Here is a 15,942-nt window from a genome sequence, read left to right as displayed (position 1 = left end):
ATGGCCGAGCTTCTTCTCGAACTGCTCTCCGAAGAGATTCCCGCGCGCATGCAGACGCGCGCTGCCGATGACCTCAAGCGTCTGGTCTGTGATGGGCTTAAGGGCGCAGGCATCGGCTTCGAGCAGGCGCGGGCCTTCGCGACGCCGCGGCGCCTGACCCTGGTCATCGACGGCATCCCGGCCTCGCGCGACGATGTCAGCGAGGAAAAGCGCGGACCGCGCGTCGGCGCGCCGGATCAGGCCGTCCAGGGCTTCCTGAAGGGCGCCGGTCTTGCGTCGCTCGACCAGGCCGAAAAGCGCGACACGGGCAAGGGTGAGTTCTGGTTTGCCGTGGTCACCAAGAAGGGTGGCCCGACCGCGGAGGCCTTGCCGGGGGTGATCGATGCGGCGATGAAGGCGCTGCCCTGGCCCAAGTCGATGAAGTGGGGCAGCAGCACCATGCAGTGGGTGCGTCCGCTGCAGTCCATCGTCGCCCTGTTCGACGGCAAGGTGCTGAAGGGCGAAGTCTCGCCCGGCGGCCAGATGGCGCCCATCGTCTTCGGCGCCACGACGCGCGGCCACCGCTTCCTGTCCAAGGGCACGGTCGAGGTCTCGAACTTCGCCGACTACACAGCCAAGCTGCGGGGCGCGCATGTCGTCCTGGATGCCGCCGAGCGCAAGGCGATCATTCTCGAGGGCGCGCGCAAGCTCTGCCTCGAGTCGCAGGTCAAGCTGAACGAGGACGAGAGCCTGCTCGAAGAAGTGGCCGGCCTCACCGAATGGCCGGTGCCGATGCTCGGCGCCATCGATGCGCAGTTCATGGACGTGCCGCCGGAAGTGCTGATCGTCTCGATGAAGGTGCATCTGCGTTTCTTCACGACGGCCAAGGCCGACGGGACGCTGGCCAATCGCTTCGTCGTGGTCGCCAACAACGTGGCGCGCGATGGCGGCAAGACGATCGTCGCCGGCAACGAGCGCGTGCTTAGGGGACGGCTGGCGGATGCCAAGTTCTTCTGGGACCAGGACCGCAAACAGACACTCGACTCTCGTCTCCCTGCGCTGGAGAAGGTCGTGTTCCACGCCAAGCTCGGCACGCAGGCCGAGCGCGTCGAGCGCATCGTCAAGCTGGCCGGCGAAATTGCCAGGTCGGTGCCGGGCACTGACGCCAATGACGTCGCGAAAGCGGCGCGGCTCTGCAAGGCCGATCTGGTGAGCGGCATGGTGGGCGAGTTCCCCGAACTGCAGGGCGTGATGGGTCGCTACTACGCGCTGGGCGAGAAGCTGTCGCCAGCGGTGGCCGATGCCATCGGCGATCACTATGCGCCGGCGGGTCCGAACGACCGCTGCCCCAGCGCGCCGGTGTCGATCGCCGTGGCGCTGGCCGACAAGCTCGATGCGCTGGTGTCCTTCTGGTCGATCGGCGAGAAGCCCACGGGGTCGCGCGATCCGTTTGCGCTCCGTCGCGCGGCGCTGGGTGTCATCCGCATCGTGATCGAGAACAAGCTGCGCCTGCCGTTGCGGCCCTTCGTGAAGGCGGACGATCTGCTCGCCTTCTTCGCCGAGCGCCTGAAAGTGCAGATGCGCGAGAAGGGCGTACGTCACGACATCGTGGACGCCGTGCTGGCGCTGGGCAGCGAAGACGATCTGGTCCGCCTGCTCGCCCGGGTCGAGGCGTTGCAATCCTTCCTGGGCACGGAAGCCGGCAAGAATTTGCTTACCGCTTATGGTCGCGCCGCCAACATCGTTCGCGCCGAAGAAAAGAAGGACAAGGGACTCGCGGCGAAGATCGCCGGTACGCCCGACGCCGCTCTGCTGGAACAAGCGGAGGAGAAAAACGTTGCTTCGGCTTTGGCCGAAGTCGAGCGTATCGTCAGGCCCGCGCTGGCTGCCGAGGACTTCGCTGGCGCCATGAAGGCGTTCGCGGGCCTGCGCGCGCCGATCGACGCTTTGTTCGACAAGGTCACAGTCAACGTCACGGATAAGCCTGAATTGCGATTGAACAGGCTGAAACTGCTCAACCAGATTCGCGCCACCATGGACACGGTGGCCGACTTCTCGAAGATCGAGGGCTAAGCATGGCCAAGTGGGTCTACAGTTTCGGAGATGGCAAGGCCGAGGGCCGCGCCGAGATGCGTAATTTGCTGGGCGGCAAGGGTGCCAACCTGGCCGAGATGTCGAGCTTGGGGCTGCCCGTGCCACCGGGCTTCACCATCACCACCGAGGTCTGCACCCACTTCTACGACAACAAGAACACCTATCCGAAAGAGCTGAAGGACGAGGTCGAGAAGGCGCTGGCTGGGGTCGAGAAGATCGTCGGCGCCAAGTTCGGCGAAGCCAACAATCCGCTACTGGTCTCGGTGCGTTCCGGCGCGCGCGCCTCGATGCCGGGCATGATGGATACGGTCCTGAACCTCGGCCTCAACGACAAGACCGTGCTGGGGCTGGCCAAGTCGTCGGGCGACGAGCGGTTCGCCTGGGACAGCTACCGTCGCTTCATCCAGATGTATTCCAACGTCGTGCTCGACGTCGGCCATCATTACTTCGAAGAAGCGCTGGAATTGCGCAAGGAAGACCTCGGCGTCCAGATGGATACCGACCTCAAGGCCGAGGACTGGCGCGCCGTCGTCGCGGAGTACAAGAAGCTCGTCGAGAAGCGCACCGGCAAGCCGTTCCCGCAGGAGCCGCGGGAGCAGCTCTGGGGTGCCGTCGGCGCCGTGTTCGAATCCTGGATGAACCAGCGCGCCATCACCTATCGCCGCCTGCACTCGATCCCCGAGAGCTGGGGCACGGCCGTCAACGTGCAGGCGATGGTGTTCGGCAACATGGGTGAGGACTGTGCCACCGGCGTCGCCTTCACGCGCGATCCCTCGACCGGCACCAACCTGTTCTACGGCGAATACCTCGTGAACGCCCAGGGCGAGGATGTGGTGGCGGGCATCCGCACGCCGCAGCACCTCACCGTGCAGGGCAAGGAGGCGCAGAAGTCCGACGCGCCGGCAATGGAAGAGGTGATGCCCGAGGTCTTCCAGCAGCTCGACAGCGTGCGCAAGAAGCTCGAGACGCACTACTGCGACATGCAGGACATCGAGTTTACCGTGCAGCGCGGCAAGCTCTACATGTTGCAGACGCGCAACGGAAAGCGCACCGCCAAGGCCGCGCTCAAGATCGCCGTCGACATGGTGCGCGAGGGACTGATCGACAAGAAGCAGGCCGTCGAGCGCATCGTGCCGGCCTCGCTCGACCAGCTCCTGCATCCCACGCTCGATCCCAAGGCCGAGCGCAAGGTGATCGCCAAGGGGTTGCCCGCATCGCCGGGCGCGGCGTCGGGCAAGATCGTCTTCACTGCCGACGAGGCGGAGAAGCAGGCGCGCGGCGGCGAGAAGGTCATCCTGGTCCGCCGTGAGACCAGCCCGGAGGACATCCATGGCATGCATGCCGCCGAGGGCATCCTGACCTCGACCGGCGGCATGACCAGCCACGCCGCCGTGGTCGCCCGCGGCATGGGCAAGCCTTGCGTGGCCGGCGCGGGCGAAGTGCGGATCGACGGCAAGGCCGGCACGCTCTCGGTGCGCGGCACGGTGGTGAAGGCCGGCGAGCACATCACGCTCGACGGCGGCACCGGCGAGATCATGCTGGGCGTCGTGCCGACGGTGCAGCCCGAACTCAGCGGCGATTTCGCCGAGCTGATGACCTGGGCCGACGAGTTCCGCAAGCTCGGCATCCGCACCAACGCCGAGACGCCGACCGACGCCGCCCAGGCGCGCAAGTTCGGCGCCGAAGGCATCGGCCTCTGCCGCACCGAACACATGTTCTTCGAGGGCGACCGCATCGTTGCCGTGCGCCAGATGATCCTGGCCGACGACGAGAAGAGCCGCCGGGCGGCGCTGGCCAAGATCCAGCCCATGCAGCGTCAGGACTTCGTCGAGCTGTTCGAGATCATGGCTGGCCTGCCGGTCACGATCCGCTTTCTCGATCCGCCGCTGCACGAGTTCCTGCCCAAGACCCAGGCCGACATGGATGTGGTCGCCAAGGATCTCGGCGTCGAGCCGGTTGAGATCGAAGCGCGGGCGAACAAGCTGCACGAGTTCAATCCGATGCTCGGCCATCGCGGTGTCCGTCTCGGTATCTCCTATCCGGAGATCTACGAGATGCAGGCGCGCGCCGTCTTCGAGGCCGTGGCCGAGGTGCAGAAGAAGCACGGCAAGACCGTGGTGCCGGAGATCATGATCCCGCTGGTCGCCACGAAGAAGGAACTCGACCTGATGAAGGCGGTGGTCGATCAGGTGGCCGCGGAAGTGAGCCAGGTCTCGGGCGAGAAGCTCGAATATCTGGTCGGCACGATGATCGAGCTGCCGCGCGCCGCTCTTCGCGCCGGCGACATCGCCGAGTCCGCCGACTTCTTCTCCTTCGGCACCAACGACCTCACGCAGACGACCTTCGGCCTCAGCCGCGACGACTCCGCGTCGTTCCTGGAGAAGTACCAGCAGCTCGGCATCCTGGAGCACGATCCCTTCGCCTCGCTCGATATCGAAGGTGTCGGCGAACTGATCGAGATCGCCCGCGAGCGCGGCCGCAAGGTACGCAACAGCTTGAAGCTCGGCATCTGCGGCGAGCATGGCGGCGATCCGGCCTCGGTGTTCTTCTGCCACAAGGCCGGCCTCGACTATGTGTCGTGCTCGCCCTACCGCGTGCCGATCGCGCGGCTGGCGGCGGCGCAGGCGGCTCTCGGCGGCCCGCTCAAGACCGAATGACGCTCGACGCGCTCCGCAGCGCGTCCGGCACGACGGACGGCAAGCGGGCGCTGGCCGCCGCGCTGGCCGGCCTGGAGCGCGATCCCGACGGCGCGGCGACCCAGGCACTGCTCGATGCGGCGTGGCGCGAGCCGCGTGCCCACGTCGTGGGTGTCACAGGGCCGCCAGGTGTCGGCAAATCCTCCTTGTGCGCGGCGCTGGTCGCCGCTTGGCGGCGTGACGGCAAGACCGTCGGTGTGATCGCCGTCGATCCGTCCTCGCGCACCAGCGGCGGCGCCCTGCTGGGCGATCGCGTGCGGATCGTCCACGACAGTGCCGATGCCGGCAGCTTCGTGCGTTCGATGGCGGCGCGCGACCGGCTGGGGGGGCTTGCCGACCAGACCTTGGCAGCCATGGTCGTGATGCGTGCCCTGTTCGACCGTGTGCTGATCGAGACGGTGGGGGTGGGCCAGTCGGAAACCGATGTGGCGGGCGTCGCCGACACGGTGGTGTTTTGCGTCCAGCCCGGCTCGGGGGATTCGCTTCAGTTCATGAAGGCGGGCATCGTCGAAATCCCGCACCTGATCGTCGTGACCAAGGCCGATCTTGGTGCCGCGGCGGAGCGGGCGCGGGCCGATGTCGCGGGCGCCCTGTCGCTCGCGGCGGCCGGCGAGGGAGCTGACTGGCCGGTGAAGGCACTTGCCGTCTCTTCGCGCAGCAACGTGGGCATGGCTGCGCTCCTGGATGCGCTCGATTCGCACCGTGCCTACATGGCGGAGGACGGCAGGCTCGTCGTGGCGCGCCATCGCCAGAGCGAAGGCTGGGTCGTCGAATCGCTGCGCGATCGCTTCGGCCGCGACGGCATTGCCAGACTGGGCCGGCTGGGCTTCGATCTCGCCCTCGCGCCGGGGGTGCAGCCGTTCCAGCGGCTGCGCGAGCTGGGCGCCGCACTGGAGGCTTCACGATGACTCATCCGACCGATGGAAGCTGCATCTTCTGCAAGATTGTCGCGGGACAGATCCCGTGCTTCAAGCTGCTGGAAGATGAGACAACCATCGCCTTCATGGACATCAACCCGGTCAATCCCGGCCACGCGCTGAGCGTCGCCAAAGGGCATTGGCCGACCGTCGATGTCATTCCGCCCGACGTGCTGGCCGCGGTCGCGAAGACGGCGCAGCGCGTGGCGAAGGCGGTGGTGAGCGAATTGAAGCCGGTCGGCGTGAACCTGCTGCAGGCCAATGGGGCGGGCGCCGGCCAGAGCGTGCCGCACCTGCATATCCATATCATGCCGCGCCGCCCCAACGACGGGGCGACGCTCAACTGGGATTACAAGCCCGGCGACAAGGCTGAGATCGAGGCCGTCTACAAGCGCCTGAAAGCCGCTCTCTAACGCCTCGGGAGCTAGGCGGCCGCCATGGAGCTGCTGCTGCGCGGCGTGGTCGAGAACCACTCGCGCTCGTCCTGGCGGAACTGGTCGCGCACATAGTCGATCACGGTGCGGATGCGCGCGCCCTTGTTGGTCTCCTCGTGGCTGACCAGCCAGATGTCGCGCACGATCTTGAGGTCGATGGGTGCCGCGATGAGATTCGACGACTTGGCGATGTAGTCGGGGAAGACCGAGATGCCGTAGCCGGTCGTCACCGCTTCCATGGCCGCGTAGGAGGAGTTGGTGCGCAGCACCACAGACGGCGTGCGCTCGACCACCTCGCTCCACGGCTTCATGGCCGGCAGGGCGTGCAGGGTGGTGTGATCGACGATGTGATGCTCGCGCAGGTCCTCGAACTTCTGCGGCAGGCCGTACAGCTCGACGTAGGAGGGTGCCGCGAAGATCGACATGTTCACCTGGCCGACCCGGGCCGCGACGAGCTGGTTGGAGGTCGGGCGGAAGAAGCGGATGGCGAGGTCGGCCTGGCGGGTGGCGAGGTCGAGTACCTGATCGCCCGCGATGACCTGAACGATGATGTCCGGATGGGTGCGGCGAAGCAGGCCGAGGCGCGGCACCAGCCAGTGGGCTGCAATACCCTCGGTTGCGGCGATGCGGACGATGCCGGCCATTTCCCGGTCGAGGCCGGCGAGATGCCGCTCGATCGCCGTGGCGTTCGACATCATCGACTCGGCCTGGACCAGCACACCGCGGGCGGCGGGCGTTACTTCCATGCCATGGCGATGCCGGTCGAACAGCTTGGCGCCAAGCCGCCGCTCGAGTGCCTGGATGCGTCGGCCGACCGTCGTTTGCTTCGTATTCAGTTGCGTCGCGGCAGCGCTGAAGCTGCCCGTCTTTGCAACCGCCAGGAAGAAGCGGACGTCGTCCCAGTCGCCGAGAATATTCGGCACCTTGGTCTTGCGGGTAGGAGCAGTATTCATTGCAACAATCGATACAATAAGGTTGTTGGCCCAAAGTTTACTTGACGTGGACCTCGTGATTAATCGTACACCATTATTGGTGAAATGTCGTTTTCTGTCTCGTTTTTAGAGGGCTAGACGGTTTCTTTCACGAACCGCATAGGACCTGCATACCCGATCTAGTCGTGCTATTGGTTAGACAATCTACCGGTTGTGCGTTTCGCGATTGACGCTTCATAACGAGGCAAAGGGCTGCAGCCGTGTCCGGCTCGGATGGAAAGACGACACCGGCATTTGCCGGCAAAATTCGCCGCTACGTGCGCAGTCCGTCGACGCGCATGGCGGCGTTTGGCGGCCTGTTGACATATCTCAGCTATGCGTATGCGCACGGCAGTTGGGCTAACCCGACGCTGATCTGCGTGTCAGTCTTTGTCGGGGTGTTTCTGCCCAGCTACGCCAAGCTCAGCAACAAAGCCGAACTTTGGGCCAATAACAGGTTCGGCTTCGTGACGGCCGGCCGGCTCGGGCGGTTTCTCCCGCAATTGGCTTTTAACCTGGTGATGTTCTGGTTGATGCTATGGGGCGGCGCGCTCAATCAACTGGGGATTTCTTCGGTCGGCGGCTTCGCCGGCGCGGCGCTGGTCACGACGCTGGCCTCGCAGGGAACGCAGTTCCTGGGCGGCTACTTCGTTGCGCGCGGGGTGGGCGACGCCAACCGCAATACGCTGGTCGGCCTCCTCGTCAATGTCACACTGGCTGCACTGGGGACGGCCGGCGTGCCCTATGCCCGCGAAACCTTCCTGATCCTGGGTTTTGCGCTCGGCGGGCTCTTCTTCGGTATCGGCCTGCTGTCGGATCTCCGCTCCATGATGGCGCCCAAGGGCGGCATCGGAATGTTCTTTGGCACCTTCAACCCGTTTCACAACACGCACCTCACGATGCTGGAGCGTGCCATCCGGGAGCGCGGCCTCGAAAAGGTGATCATCCATCCCGTCTTGGTGCCCAAACTGCATGTCGATGCCTTCCGCGACGGCCATCTCCGGGTCGGCAGGTTGGAAGGCGGGTTCCAGATCTACGAGAAGACGGACACTGCCGATTCCAACGTCGACTACTTCCCGACCGGCAACAAGTTCCTGCCCCCGCCGACGCGCAAGGCGCTGATCGAGCTGGCGGTCGCCGAGGCCGGGCTCGGCGACAAGATCGAGGTGGCCTACTACCCCGAAATCTACAATTCGAAGGGCTTCCAGGGCGTCATCGCCGAGATCAAACGAAGGTATCCCAATGCGCGCTTGCATGCGCTGCACGGTACCGACTTTGGTGGGATGACGGTGCGCCAGATCGTAGACGAGTGTGGCTGGATTTATCCGTGGCGTATCCTGCGCCGCGACAACGTTTCCGCGACTGCCATCCGCAAGGGTGCCAAGGGCATGACGTCAGGTGTGGTGACCGACGTGCTCGAGCAGCTTTCGCAGAACCTGCCGGTGGTGACGGTTGGGGACCGTCGCTTCCGGAACGACAACGGAGTTTTGACCGAGGGGGACTAACATGACTGTGCAAGCGACGACGGGCTCGAGTAACCGGCCCGCCATTACGATCAAGCTCGCGTCGACGTCCGACGAGCTAATGCAGTGCTATATGCTGCGTGCTGCTGTCTTCATGGGCGAGCAGGCCTGCCCATACTGGGAAGAGTACGACGGCAACGACTATTCGGCCAGCCACCTCATGCTCTACGTCGACGGTGAACCGGCCGCGTCGATGCGTGTCCGTTGGTTCGCCGGCTTCGCTAAGCTGGAACGCGCTGTCATCCTGAAGCGCTATCGCTCCTATGGCCTGTTCATTCCGTTCGTGCAATGGGCCAAGGAGTTCTGCCGCAAGAAGGGCTATCCCAAGGCCTATCTGCATGGCCAGAAGCGGCTGTGGGAGATCTTCGAGCGCGACGGCTTCCGTCGGGTCGGCGAAGTCTTCCACTTCTCGGACCATGAGTACGGCGCCTTCGTCTGCGACCTGGAGGTCGACGAGAAGACCCAGCCCACGGTTCTCACGGATCCCATGGTGCTGAACCGGCCAGAGGACCGGCTCGACATGAAGGGCATTCTTGAAGAGTCGATGGATCGTGGAGCGTCCTGTCCGCATGCGGAATGGACCGAGCGTCGCGCGAGCTAAGGGAGTGAGAATCATGAGCACAGTTTCACAATCGATCGGCGGCCTGGCCGTCACCACCAAGCTCGCGATGAAGATGGAGGACTCCCTGCAGGCCTTCGCTGTCCGGGCTGCCTGCTTCATCGGCGAACTGGACGTGCCGTACTCCGAGGAGTTCGACGGCCACGATTTCGGCGCCACGCACATCATCGCCTATGTCGGGGACGAGCCGGTCGGCGCGGTGCGGGTGCGCTGGTTCAAGTCCTTCGCCATGCCGGAACGTCTGGCCGTCATCCAGCGGTTCCGCGGCAACGGCGTCGCCCAGCTCCTGCTGGAGCGCTGCCGCAAGCTCGCCGAGACCCGGGGCGCCGACAAGCTCTACGTCCAGGTCCTGCCGCAGGATGCCAAGTACTGGGAAAAGCAGGGCTGGCGTCGCCTCGAGGCCGAGGACGCGGGCGCGAGCCCGAAGCAGGTCGTCGCGATGATCCGCGCGGTCGATCCCAGCAAGCCGCTGCCCGAGGCCGACGAGGCTCCGGACTCGGTCGTGCTGCGTCGCGACCAGCAGGCCGAAGGCTCGGTCGTGCCGATGAGGTCGGCGGGCCGCTGACGCCGTCGATCTGGTGGCGATACCTACTTGTGGCGGGGGTCCAGCGCGTCGCGCAGGCCGTCGCCCAGTAGGTTGAATGAAAGGACGGCCAGGAAGATCGCGACTCCTGGCCAAAAGGCCATCCATGGCGCCTGTGCGATGAAGCGCTGCGCCGAGTTGAGCATGCTGCCCCAGGACGGGGCAGGCGGCTGCTGACCGAGGCCCAGGAACGAAAGTGCGGCCTCGGCAATGATGGCGCCGGCGATGGCCAGCGACGCCTGCACCAGGAGCGGCGGCACGATGTTGGGCAATACGTGGCGGAGCGCGATTCGCCAATGCGGGTTGCCGACCGCGCGCGCCGCCTCGACATAATCCTCGACCTTGGCGGCGATGGTCTGCCCGCGCGTCAGTCGAATGAAGACCGGCGTGGCGGTGACGCCGATGGCGATCATCGCATTGCTGAGGCTGGGACCGAGGAAGGCCGCCAGCGCGATCGCCAGGATCAGGAACGGGATGGCGAGCATGGCGTCGACAATGCGCGACAGCAGCGCATCGACCCAGCCACCGGCATAGCCCGCGAGAAGACCCAGGGGGACGCCGAACGCCAGCGCGATGCCGACGGACACGAGGCCGGCGCTGAGCGACGCCCGTGCGCCCCAGATGATTCGGGAAAGCACATCGCGGCCGACCTCGTCGGTGCCCAGCCAGTGCGCCCACGACGGCGGCTTGCGCACCGCACTCCAGCTCGTGGCGATCGGGTCGTAGGGCGCGACCAGTGGCGCGGCCAAGGCCAGCACCACGAAGAGGAGCACGATGATCAGCCCGACCATGGCGCCCTTGCGCCGGCGCAGACGCCGCCAGGCGCGCGCCCAGGGATTCTCTTCGCGGGCGTCGGTCGCGGCGGTCGCTGGGGAGAGCGTGGCAGCCGTCATCCGCGCAGCCTCGGGTTGACCAGCACATAGGCGATGTCGGCCAGCAGGTTGAGCGCGATGTAGGCGGTGGAGGTCACCAGCACGACGCCCTGTACGACGGCATAGTCGCGGTTGAACACGGCATCGACGATCAGCTTGCCGAACCCCGGAATGGTGAAGATCTGCTCGGTAAGGACGGCGCCGGAGAGGAGGGTGCCGAACTCCAGGGCGCCCAGGGTGATCACCGGGGTCATGGCATTGCGCAGCGCATGCTTCAGCACCACGCGGCGTTCGTAGAGCCCCTTGGCGCGGGCGGTCCGCACATAATCGGCGCCCATCGCCTGCAGCATGGCGCTGCGGGTGTGGCGCATCAGGATGGCGGCGATGGCGTTGCCCAGCACGAAGGCCGGCATGACCGTCGTGGCAAGGCTCGCCTGCCAGTTCTCGGCCAGGCTCACATAGCCCGAGGCCGGCAGCCAGCCGAGCGTCACCGAAAACAGGAAGATCATCAGGATGCCCAGCCAGAAGTTGGGCGTGCTGATCCCCCACAGGGCGAAGATGTTGGCGCCGTAGTCGAGCGCAGTGTCCTTCTTCACGGCCGAGATGATGCCCGCCGGAATGCCGATGCCCAGCGCCACGACGATCGCCATGGAGGCGAGTTGCAGGGTGACCGGCAGCTTCTCCTGCACGAGCGAGAGGACCGAGGTCTTGAGCCGCATCGACTCGCCCAGGTTTCCGGAGAGCACGCCCTGGATCCAGTAGAAATACTGGACCCAGATCGGCTCGTTCAGCCGGTACTGCTGGCGGATTTGTTCCAGTACTTCGGGGTCGCGCTCCTCGCCCGCCATGATCAGCGCCGGATCACCCGGCAGGAGCTGCTGCAGACCGAAGATCAGCACCGACACGAAGAACAGCGTCGGGATGAGCTGCAGCAGCCGCTGGGTCAGGAAGGCGAGCATGTCGGCCGGATGGCTACTTGAGCTTGACGCCGACGACGCGGATCAGGCCGTCGGGGAGCTGCTTGTAGCCCTCGACCTTGTCGGTCAGCGCGACCAACACGCGACGGTGATAGAGATACTTGATCGAGCCTTCGGCCAGGTACTTCTTGGCGATGTTCTCGTAGATTTTCTTGCGTTCGGCCGGATCGCTCTTGATGCGCGCCTCCTTGTGCCAGGCATCGACATCCTTGTCGCAATAGCCGGAGTTGTTCTGCGGCGCGCCGCAGGTCTGGAAGATGTAGGAGTTGCCGTCGGGATCGCTGCGGCCCGACCAGCCGATCAGGTAGAGCTGGTAGTCGCCGTCCTCGGCCTGTTTCAGCGAAGTCGCGAACTCGGTGACGCGCAGCTTCAGGTCGAAGCCGGTCTCGGCCACCATCGACTGCAATACCTCGGCGACCTGGCGGGTCTCCGGATTGTTGGGCACCATCAGGTCGAGCGACATGCGGCCGGCGACGCCGGCTTCCTTGAGCAGCGCCTTGGCCTTGGCGACGTCGCGCTTCGGCACCGGCAGGGACTGCTGGTAGTAGAAGTTGGTCGGGTTGATCCACTGATTGCCGACCACGAACTCGCCGTTGAACACGACCTGGTTCAACGCCTCGCGATCCATGCTGAGTTCGAAGGCCTCGCGTACCCTTGCGTCCTTGGCCAGCGGCGTGTTGGCCTTGGGGCCGTTCGATAGGTTGATGGTGAGGCCTTGGTAGCCCAGCTCGACGGCCGTGATCAGCTTGAGCTTGGGATTGTCGCGCACCGTCTTGATGTCGGTCGCCAGCACGCGCTCGATCATGTCGAGGCCGCCCGAGCGCAGGTTCGCCAGCCGTACTGTTGAATCGACGATGGGCAGGTAGGTGATCTTGTCGATGAAGATCTGGTCCTTGTTCCAGTAGTCGGCGAACTTCTCGACGACGATGCGGTCCTGCTGGACCCTTTCGACGAACTTGTAGGGGCCGGCGCAGACGGGCTTGAGGCCAAACTTGTCGCCGGCTGCTTCGGCCGCCTTGGGCGAGACCATCATGCCGGCGCGATCGGTGAGCTGCGCGAGCAGCGGCGAGAAGGGCGCCTTCAGCTTCAGTTTGATGGTCGTGGGATCGGCGATCTCGATCGCCTCGATAGACGCCAGCTCGGGCTTGCGGAAGGAGCCCTTCATGGTGAGGTGGCGTTCGAGGCTGTACTTCGCGGCGGCAGCGTCGAAGGCCTCGCCATCGTGGAACTTCACGCCGGGCCGGAGCTTGATGGTGACGGTAAGGCCGTCGGCCGAGGTCTCGTGGCTGGTGGCGAGCTGCGGCACGACGTTCAGCTTCTCGTCGATGTCGAACAGCTTGTCGCAGATCGACGAAAAGACGATGCGGCCGACGTAGGTGCGCGCCAGGGTCGGATCGAGCACGTCGGGGTCTTCGGCCAACCCGATACGCAGATTGGACTGTGCGGCCGCACCCGAAAGGGCGAGGCCCGAAAAGGCTGCCGCCAACATCAGGCGGCGGAATGTCTTGATCATGTTGCCTCCGTTTGAGCAGTGACGAAGGCCGCCTGCAGGCGGGCCAGTCGGATGCGGTCTTGGTCTTGGCTCGCGGCCTCGACGATCGAGGACGCAGGCGGGAACTCCGGCCACCAGGGGCAGGCCGTCGAATGTCCACTGCCGTCGTCGGTCAATTCCGGCACGTCGCGACGGCAGGACTCTTTTGCGAATCGGCAACGCGTGTGGAAGCGGCAGCCGGTGGGTGGATTCATGGCGCTGGGAATATCGCCTTCCAGCAAGGTTCGCTCGCGTGTCGCGGCAGGATCGGGCAGCGGCACGGCCGCCAGCAGGGCGCGCGTATAGGGGTGTCGCGGGCTGCGGAACAATTCGTCGGTCGTCGCCGTCTCCACGATCTTGCCGAGATACATGACGGCGATCCGGTCGGCGATGTGCTTCACGACCGCGAGATCGTGGCTGATGAAGACATAGGCGAGACCAAACCGATCCTGCAGCGACCGCATCAGGTTGATCACCTGCGCCTGGATCGAGACATCCAGCGCCGAAACCGGCTCGTCGGCCACGATCAGTTTGGGTTCGACGGCAAGAGCGCGGGCAATCGCCAGACGCTGGCGCTGGCCGCCGGAGAATTCGTGCGGATAGCGCCGCGCATGGTCGGGGCGAAGGCCCACCAGATCGAGCAGCTCGCCCACCCGTGCGCGCCGCGCCGCCTCGGACTTGGCAAGCCCGTGCAGCATCAGCGGCTCGCCCAACATGGCGCCCACCGTCATGCGCGGATTGAGCGAGGCGTAGGGGTCCTGAAAGATCACCTGCATGCGCTGGCGACGTGCCCGCATCTGCGATTCGGAAAGCGCCAACAGGTTCTCACCCTCGAAGCGCACGCTGCCGGCTGTCGGTTCGAGCAGTCGCAGGACCAGGCGTCCGACCGTCGATTTGCCACAGCCCGACTCTCCCACGATGGCCAAGGTCTCGCCGGCGTTCAGGTGGAAGTCGACACCGTCGACGGCCTGGACGTGGCCCGAGACGAAGCCGAAGGCGCCGCGCTTCACCGGGAAGTGCTTGGCGAGGCCCGCGACTTCGAGCAGGGCGCTCACGCAGCCATCCGCGAGAGGGGGGCACGTCGACAACGCGACAGGTGTCCCGGTGCAACTTCGACCAGCATAGGTGCCGTCGCACGGCACTCGGGCTCGACAAAGGGGCAACGGGCCGCGAAACGACAGCCTGGTGGCGGCCGGCTCATGTCGGGCACGCGCCCCTCGATCGACGGCAGGCGTTCGCGCTTCTCGTCGAGACGCGGGATCGAACCCAGCAGGCCCACCGTGTAGGGATGCTCGGGCCGGGCGAAGAGATCGCGCACGGCGGCGCGCTCGACGATCTGGCCGGCGTACATGACCGCCACGTCGTCGGCCATTTCCGCCACCACCCCAAGATCGTGCGTGATCAGGACAATCGCCGTGCCGGTGTCGCGACGCAGGCCGCGCATCAGGTCGAGGATCTGCGCCTGGATGGTGACATCGAGCGCCGTCGTCGGTTCGTCGGCGATCAGGAGCTGCGGCCCGCAGGCCAGGGCCATGGCGATCATGGCGCGCTGGCGCATGCCGCCCGACAGTTTGTGCGGGTAGTCGTCGACGCGTTTCTCGGGTGAGGGAATGCGCACCAGTTTCAGCATGTCGATGGCGCGCGCGCGGGCGGCCGCCGCGTCAAGGCCCTGATGGCGCTGGATCGCCTCCACGATCTGGTCGCCGATCGTGTAGGCGGGGTTGAGCGAGGTCATCGGCTCCTGGAAAATCATCGCCAGCCGCGCCCCGCGCAGATCGCGCATGAGGTGCGGCTCGAGGGTCAGCAGATTGCGGCCTTCGAAGACGATCTCGCCGCGGACTCTGGAATTCTCCGGCGGCAGCAGCCCCATGATGGCGAGCGACGTCACGCTCTTGCCGCACCCCGATTCACCGACCAGACCCAGGGTTCGACCTCGGCCCAGAGCCAGGTCGAGACCGTCGACGGCGTGGACGGTGCCGTCGTCCGTGGCGAAGTCGACGGCCAGGCCGCGCAGTTCGAGGAGCGGCTCGTTCATCAGCGTTCGGCCGCCAGGCTCCTTTCGATGCCGGCATCGATTTCGGCGCGGTCGAAGATGCCGGCTGGGTTCTCGCGCGTCGGCACGAAGGCGCGGAAGTGTGTCCAGCGTTCGCGGCTCACCTCTTCCAGACGCTCCAGCTCCTGCAGCGGTTCGGTATGGTCGTCGACGCGGAGATCGAGCTCCGAATAGTCCTGGTTGCCGTAGATGAGGAGCGCCGCCGACTGCTTGCCGCGCTTGTCGCCGCCGGCGGCTTCGCCGGCCTTCATGGCGGCAATCAGGCGACGCGGCAGCGGCAGGTCATGCCGCTCGCGCATCGTGCGCACCGTCTCGGCGACCACCTGCGGACCGGCCAGCATGTTGCCGGCGACCGACATGTTCTCGCCGATCCAGTGTCCACACCACGGCACGCACTCGGCGCCGGTGTGGGCGGCGAACTTGCCGTCGGCGCCCATGACGTGGAGCTGGCGATGGTCGCGGCCGGCGTCGGGAGTCGTGAGGATACGCACGATGTCGGCAGCGCCGACATTCTCGCGGATCAGCCTAAGGCCATGCGGCCCATAGAGGGGATTGGTCAGCGCCTGGGTACAGACCGCGCCTTTCAGGGGCGCGATGTGCGGCACCCGGGCACCGACGGCAAAGAACTTGGTGGCCACGGCAATCGCGATGCGGCCAGTGTCCTTCTCGTGGAAAATGATCGACCAGGTCATG

Annotated in this window: 14 protein-coding genes; 7 read left to right on the top strand and 7 right to left on the bottom strand. The window is 65.7% G+C overall.

Going from position 1 to position 15,942, the window contains the following annotated elements; genetic code table 11:
* From glyS to BN60_RS16920, 4 genes are read left to right on the top strand one after another with little or no spacing between them, the layout of a single operon-like run.
* Nucleotides 1-2,052, top strand: coding sequence for a glycine--tRNA ligase subunit beta (glyS, locus tag BN60_RS16935; RefSeq protein WP_020697295.1), 2,052 nt, complete (start codon nucleotides 1-3; stop codon nucleotides 2,050-2,052).
* 2 nt (nucleotides 2,053-2,054) lie between these two features.
* Nucleotides 2,055-4,730 carry a pyruvate, phosphate dikinase gene (gene ppdK, locus BN60_RS16930; RefSeq protein WP_020697294.1) on the top strand — a complete coding sequence of 892 codons (2,676 nt, stop codon included), beginning with the start codon at nucleotides 2,055-2,057 and terminating at the stop codon, nucleotides 4,728-4,730.
* On the top strand, nucleotides 4,727-5,677 hold the full coding sequence (locus tag BN60_RS16925) for an ArgK/MeaB family GTPase (RefSeq protein WP_020697293.1): 951 nt from the start codon (nucleotides 4,727-4,729) through the stop codon (nucleotides 5,675-5,677). The genes ppdK and BN60_RS16925 overlap by 4 nt, the downstream gene beginning before the upstream one ends.
* Nucleotides 5,674-6,099: an HIT family protein gene (locus BN60_RS16920; protein WP_020697292.1), complete on the top strand. Its 426-nt coding sequence runs from the start codon at nucleotides 5,674-5,676 to the stop codon at nucleotides 6,097-6,099. Before BN60_RS16925 ends, BN60_RS16920 begins: the two co-directional genes overlap by 4 nt.
* A gap of 11 nt (nucleotides 6,100-6,110) precedes the next feature.
* Here BN60_RS16920 and BN60_RS16915 read toward each other — a convergent pair whose 3' ends face one another.
* On the bottom strand, nucleotides 6,111-7,073 hold the full coding sequence (locus BN60_RS16915) for a LysR family transcriptional regulator (protein WP_020697291.1): 963 nt from the start codon (nucleotides 7,071-7,073) through the stop codon (nucleotides 6,111-6,113).
* 239 nt (nucleotides 7,074-7,312) lie between these two features.
* On the opposite strand from BN60_RS16915, the gene BN60_RS31190 reads away from it, so the two are divergent.
* The 3 genes from BN60_RS31190 to BN60_RS29045 are packed head-to-tail and all read left to right on the top strand — an operon-like array spanning nucleotide 7,313 to nucleotide 9,798.
* Nucleotides 7,313-8,596, top strand: coding sequence for a nucleotidyl transferase family protein (locus BN60_RS31190; protein ID WP_020697290.1), 1,284 nt, complete (start codon nucleotides 7,313-7,315; stop codon nucleotides 8,594-8,596).
* Between the two features lies 1 nt (nucleotide 8,597).
* The gene (locus tag BN60_RS16905; protein ID WP_020697289.1) at nucleotides 8,598-9,215 is read left to right on the top strand and encodes a GNAT family N-acetyltransferase; all 618 of its coding nucleotides are present in this window, start codon (nucleotides 8,598-8,600) and stop codon (nucleotides 9,213-9,215) included.
* A 13-nt stretch (nucleotides 9,216-9,228) separates the two neighbouring features.
* Entirely contained in the window at nucleotides 9,229-9,798 is a 570-nt protein-coding gene (locus tag BN60_RS29045) for a GNAT family N-acetyltransferase (RefSeq protein WP_020697288.1), read from the top strand.
* A gap of 23 nt (nucleotides 9,799-9,821) precedes the next feature.
* On the opposite strand, the gene BN60_RS16895 is transcribed toward BN60_RS29045, so the two are convergent.
* The 6 genes from BN60_RS16895 to BN60_RS16870 are packed head-to-tail and all read right to left on the bottom strand — an operon-like array spanning nucleotide 9,822 to nucleotide 15,941.
* A complete protein-coding gene (locus tag BN60_RS16895; RefSeq protein ID WP_020697287.1) occupies nucleotides 9,822-10,709 on the bottom strand; it encodes an ABC transporter permease in 888 nt (295 codons plus the stop codon).
* Nucleotides 10,706-11,647 carry an ABC transporter permease gene (locus BN60_RS16890; protein ID WP_020697286.1) on the bottom strand — a complete coding sequence of 314 codons (942 nt, stop codon included), beginning with the start codon at nucleotides 11,645-11,647 and terminating at the stop codon, nucleotides 10,706-10,708. Before BN60_RS16890 ends, BN60_RS16895 begins: the two co-directional genes overlap by 4 nt.
* A gap of 13 nt (nucleotides 11,648-11,660) precedes the next feature.
* Nucleotides 11,661-13,178 carry an ABC transporter substrate-binding protein gene (locus BN60_RS16885; protein WP_020697285.1) on the bottom strand — a complete coding sequence of 506 codons (1,518 nt, stop codon included), beginning with the start codon at nucleotides 13,176-13,178 and terminating at the stop codon, nucleotides 11,661-11,663.
* Complete coding sequence (locus BN60_RS16880) at nucleotides 13,175-14,251, bottom strand: ABC transporter ATP-binding protein (RefSeq protein WP_020697284.1); 1,077 nt, start codon at nucleotides 14,249-14,251, stop codon at nucleotides 13,175-13,177. The genes BN60_RS16885 and BN60_RS16880 overlap by 4 nt, the downstream gene beginning before the upstream one ends.
* Nucleotides 14,248-15,231, bottom strand: a complete 984-nt coding sequence (locus BN60_RS16875; protein ID WP_020697283.1) for an ABC transporter ATP-binding protein — start codon at nucleotides 15,229-15,231, stop codon at nucleotides 14,248-14,250. The genes BN60_RS16880 and BN60_RS16875 overlap by 4 nt, the downstream gene beginning before the upstream one ends.
* Nucleotides 15,231-15,941, bottom strand: coding sequence for a DUF1028 domain-containing protein (locus tag BN60_RS16870; protein WP_020697282.1), 711 nt, complete (start codon nucleotides 15,939-15,941; stop codon nucleotides 15,231-15,233). The genes BN60_RS16875 and BN60_RS16870 overlap by 1 nt, the downstream gene beginning before the upstream one ends.
* Nucleotide 15,942: the final 1 nt, after the last annotated feature.

The organism is Reyranella massiliensis 521, assembly GCF_000312425.1.
GTDB classification, from domain to species: domain Bacteria; phylum Pseudomonadota; class Alphaproteobacteria; order Reyranellales; family Reyranellaceae; genus Reyranella; species Reyranella massiliensis.
Note: the sequence above shows the minus strand (reverse complement) of the source record. Positions and strands in the feature narration are given on the sequence as shown.

Excerpts from the sequence above, each read along its gene's own strand:
- glyS (WP_020697295.1), top strand. The coding sequence starts at position 1 with ATGGCCGAGCTTCTTCTCGAACTGCTCTCCGAAGAGATTCCCGCGCGC.
- ppdK (WP_020697294.1), top strand. The coding sequence starts at position 2,055 with ATGGCCAAGTGGGTCTACAGTTTCGGAGATGGCAAGGCCGAGGGCCGC.
- BN60_RS16925 (WP_020697293.1), top strand. The coding sequence starts at position 4,727 with ATGACGCTCGACGCGCTCCGCAGCGCGTCCGGCACGACGGACGGCAAG.
- BN60_RS16920 (WP_020697292.1), top strand. The coding sequence starts at position 5,674 with ATGACTCATCCGACCGATGGAAGCTGCATCTTCTGCAAGATTGTCGCG.
- BN60_RS16915 (WP_020697291.1), bottom strand. The coding sequence starts at position 7,073 with ATGAATACTGCTCCTACCCGCAAGACCAAGGTGCCGAATATTCTCGGC.
- BN60_RS16905 (WP_020697289.1), top strand. The coding sequence starts at position 8,598 with ATGACTGTGCAAGCGACGACGGGCTCGAGTAACCGGCCCGCCATTACG.
- BN60_RS29045 (WP_020697288.1), top strand. The coding sequence starts at position 9,229 with ATGAGCACAGTTTCACAATCGATCGGCGGCCTGGCCGTCACCACCAAG.
- BN60_RS16895 (WP_020697287.1), bottom strand. The coding sequence starts at position 10,709 with ATGACGGCTGCCACGCTCTCCCCAGCGACCGCCGCGACCGACGCCCGC.
- BN60_RS16890 (WP_020697286.1), bottom strand. The coding sequence starts at position 11,647 with ATGCTCGCCTTCCTGACCCAGCGGCTGCTGCAGCTCATCCCGACGCTG.
- BN60_RS16885 (WP_020697285.1), bottom strand. The coding sequence starts at position 13,178 with ATGATCAAGACATTCCGCCGCCTGATGTTGGCGGCAGCCTTTTCGGGC.
- BN60_RS16875 (WP_020697283.1), bottom strand. The coding sequence starts at position 15,231 with ATGAACGAGCCGCTCCTCGAACTGCGCGGCCTGGCCGTCGACTTCGCC.
- BN60_RS16870 (WP_020697282.1), bottom strand. The coding sequence starts at position 15,941 with ATGACCTGGTCGATCATTTTCCACGAGAAGGACACTGGCCGCATCGCG.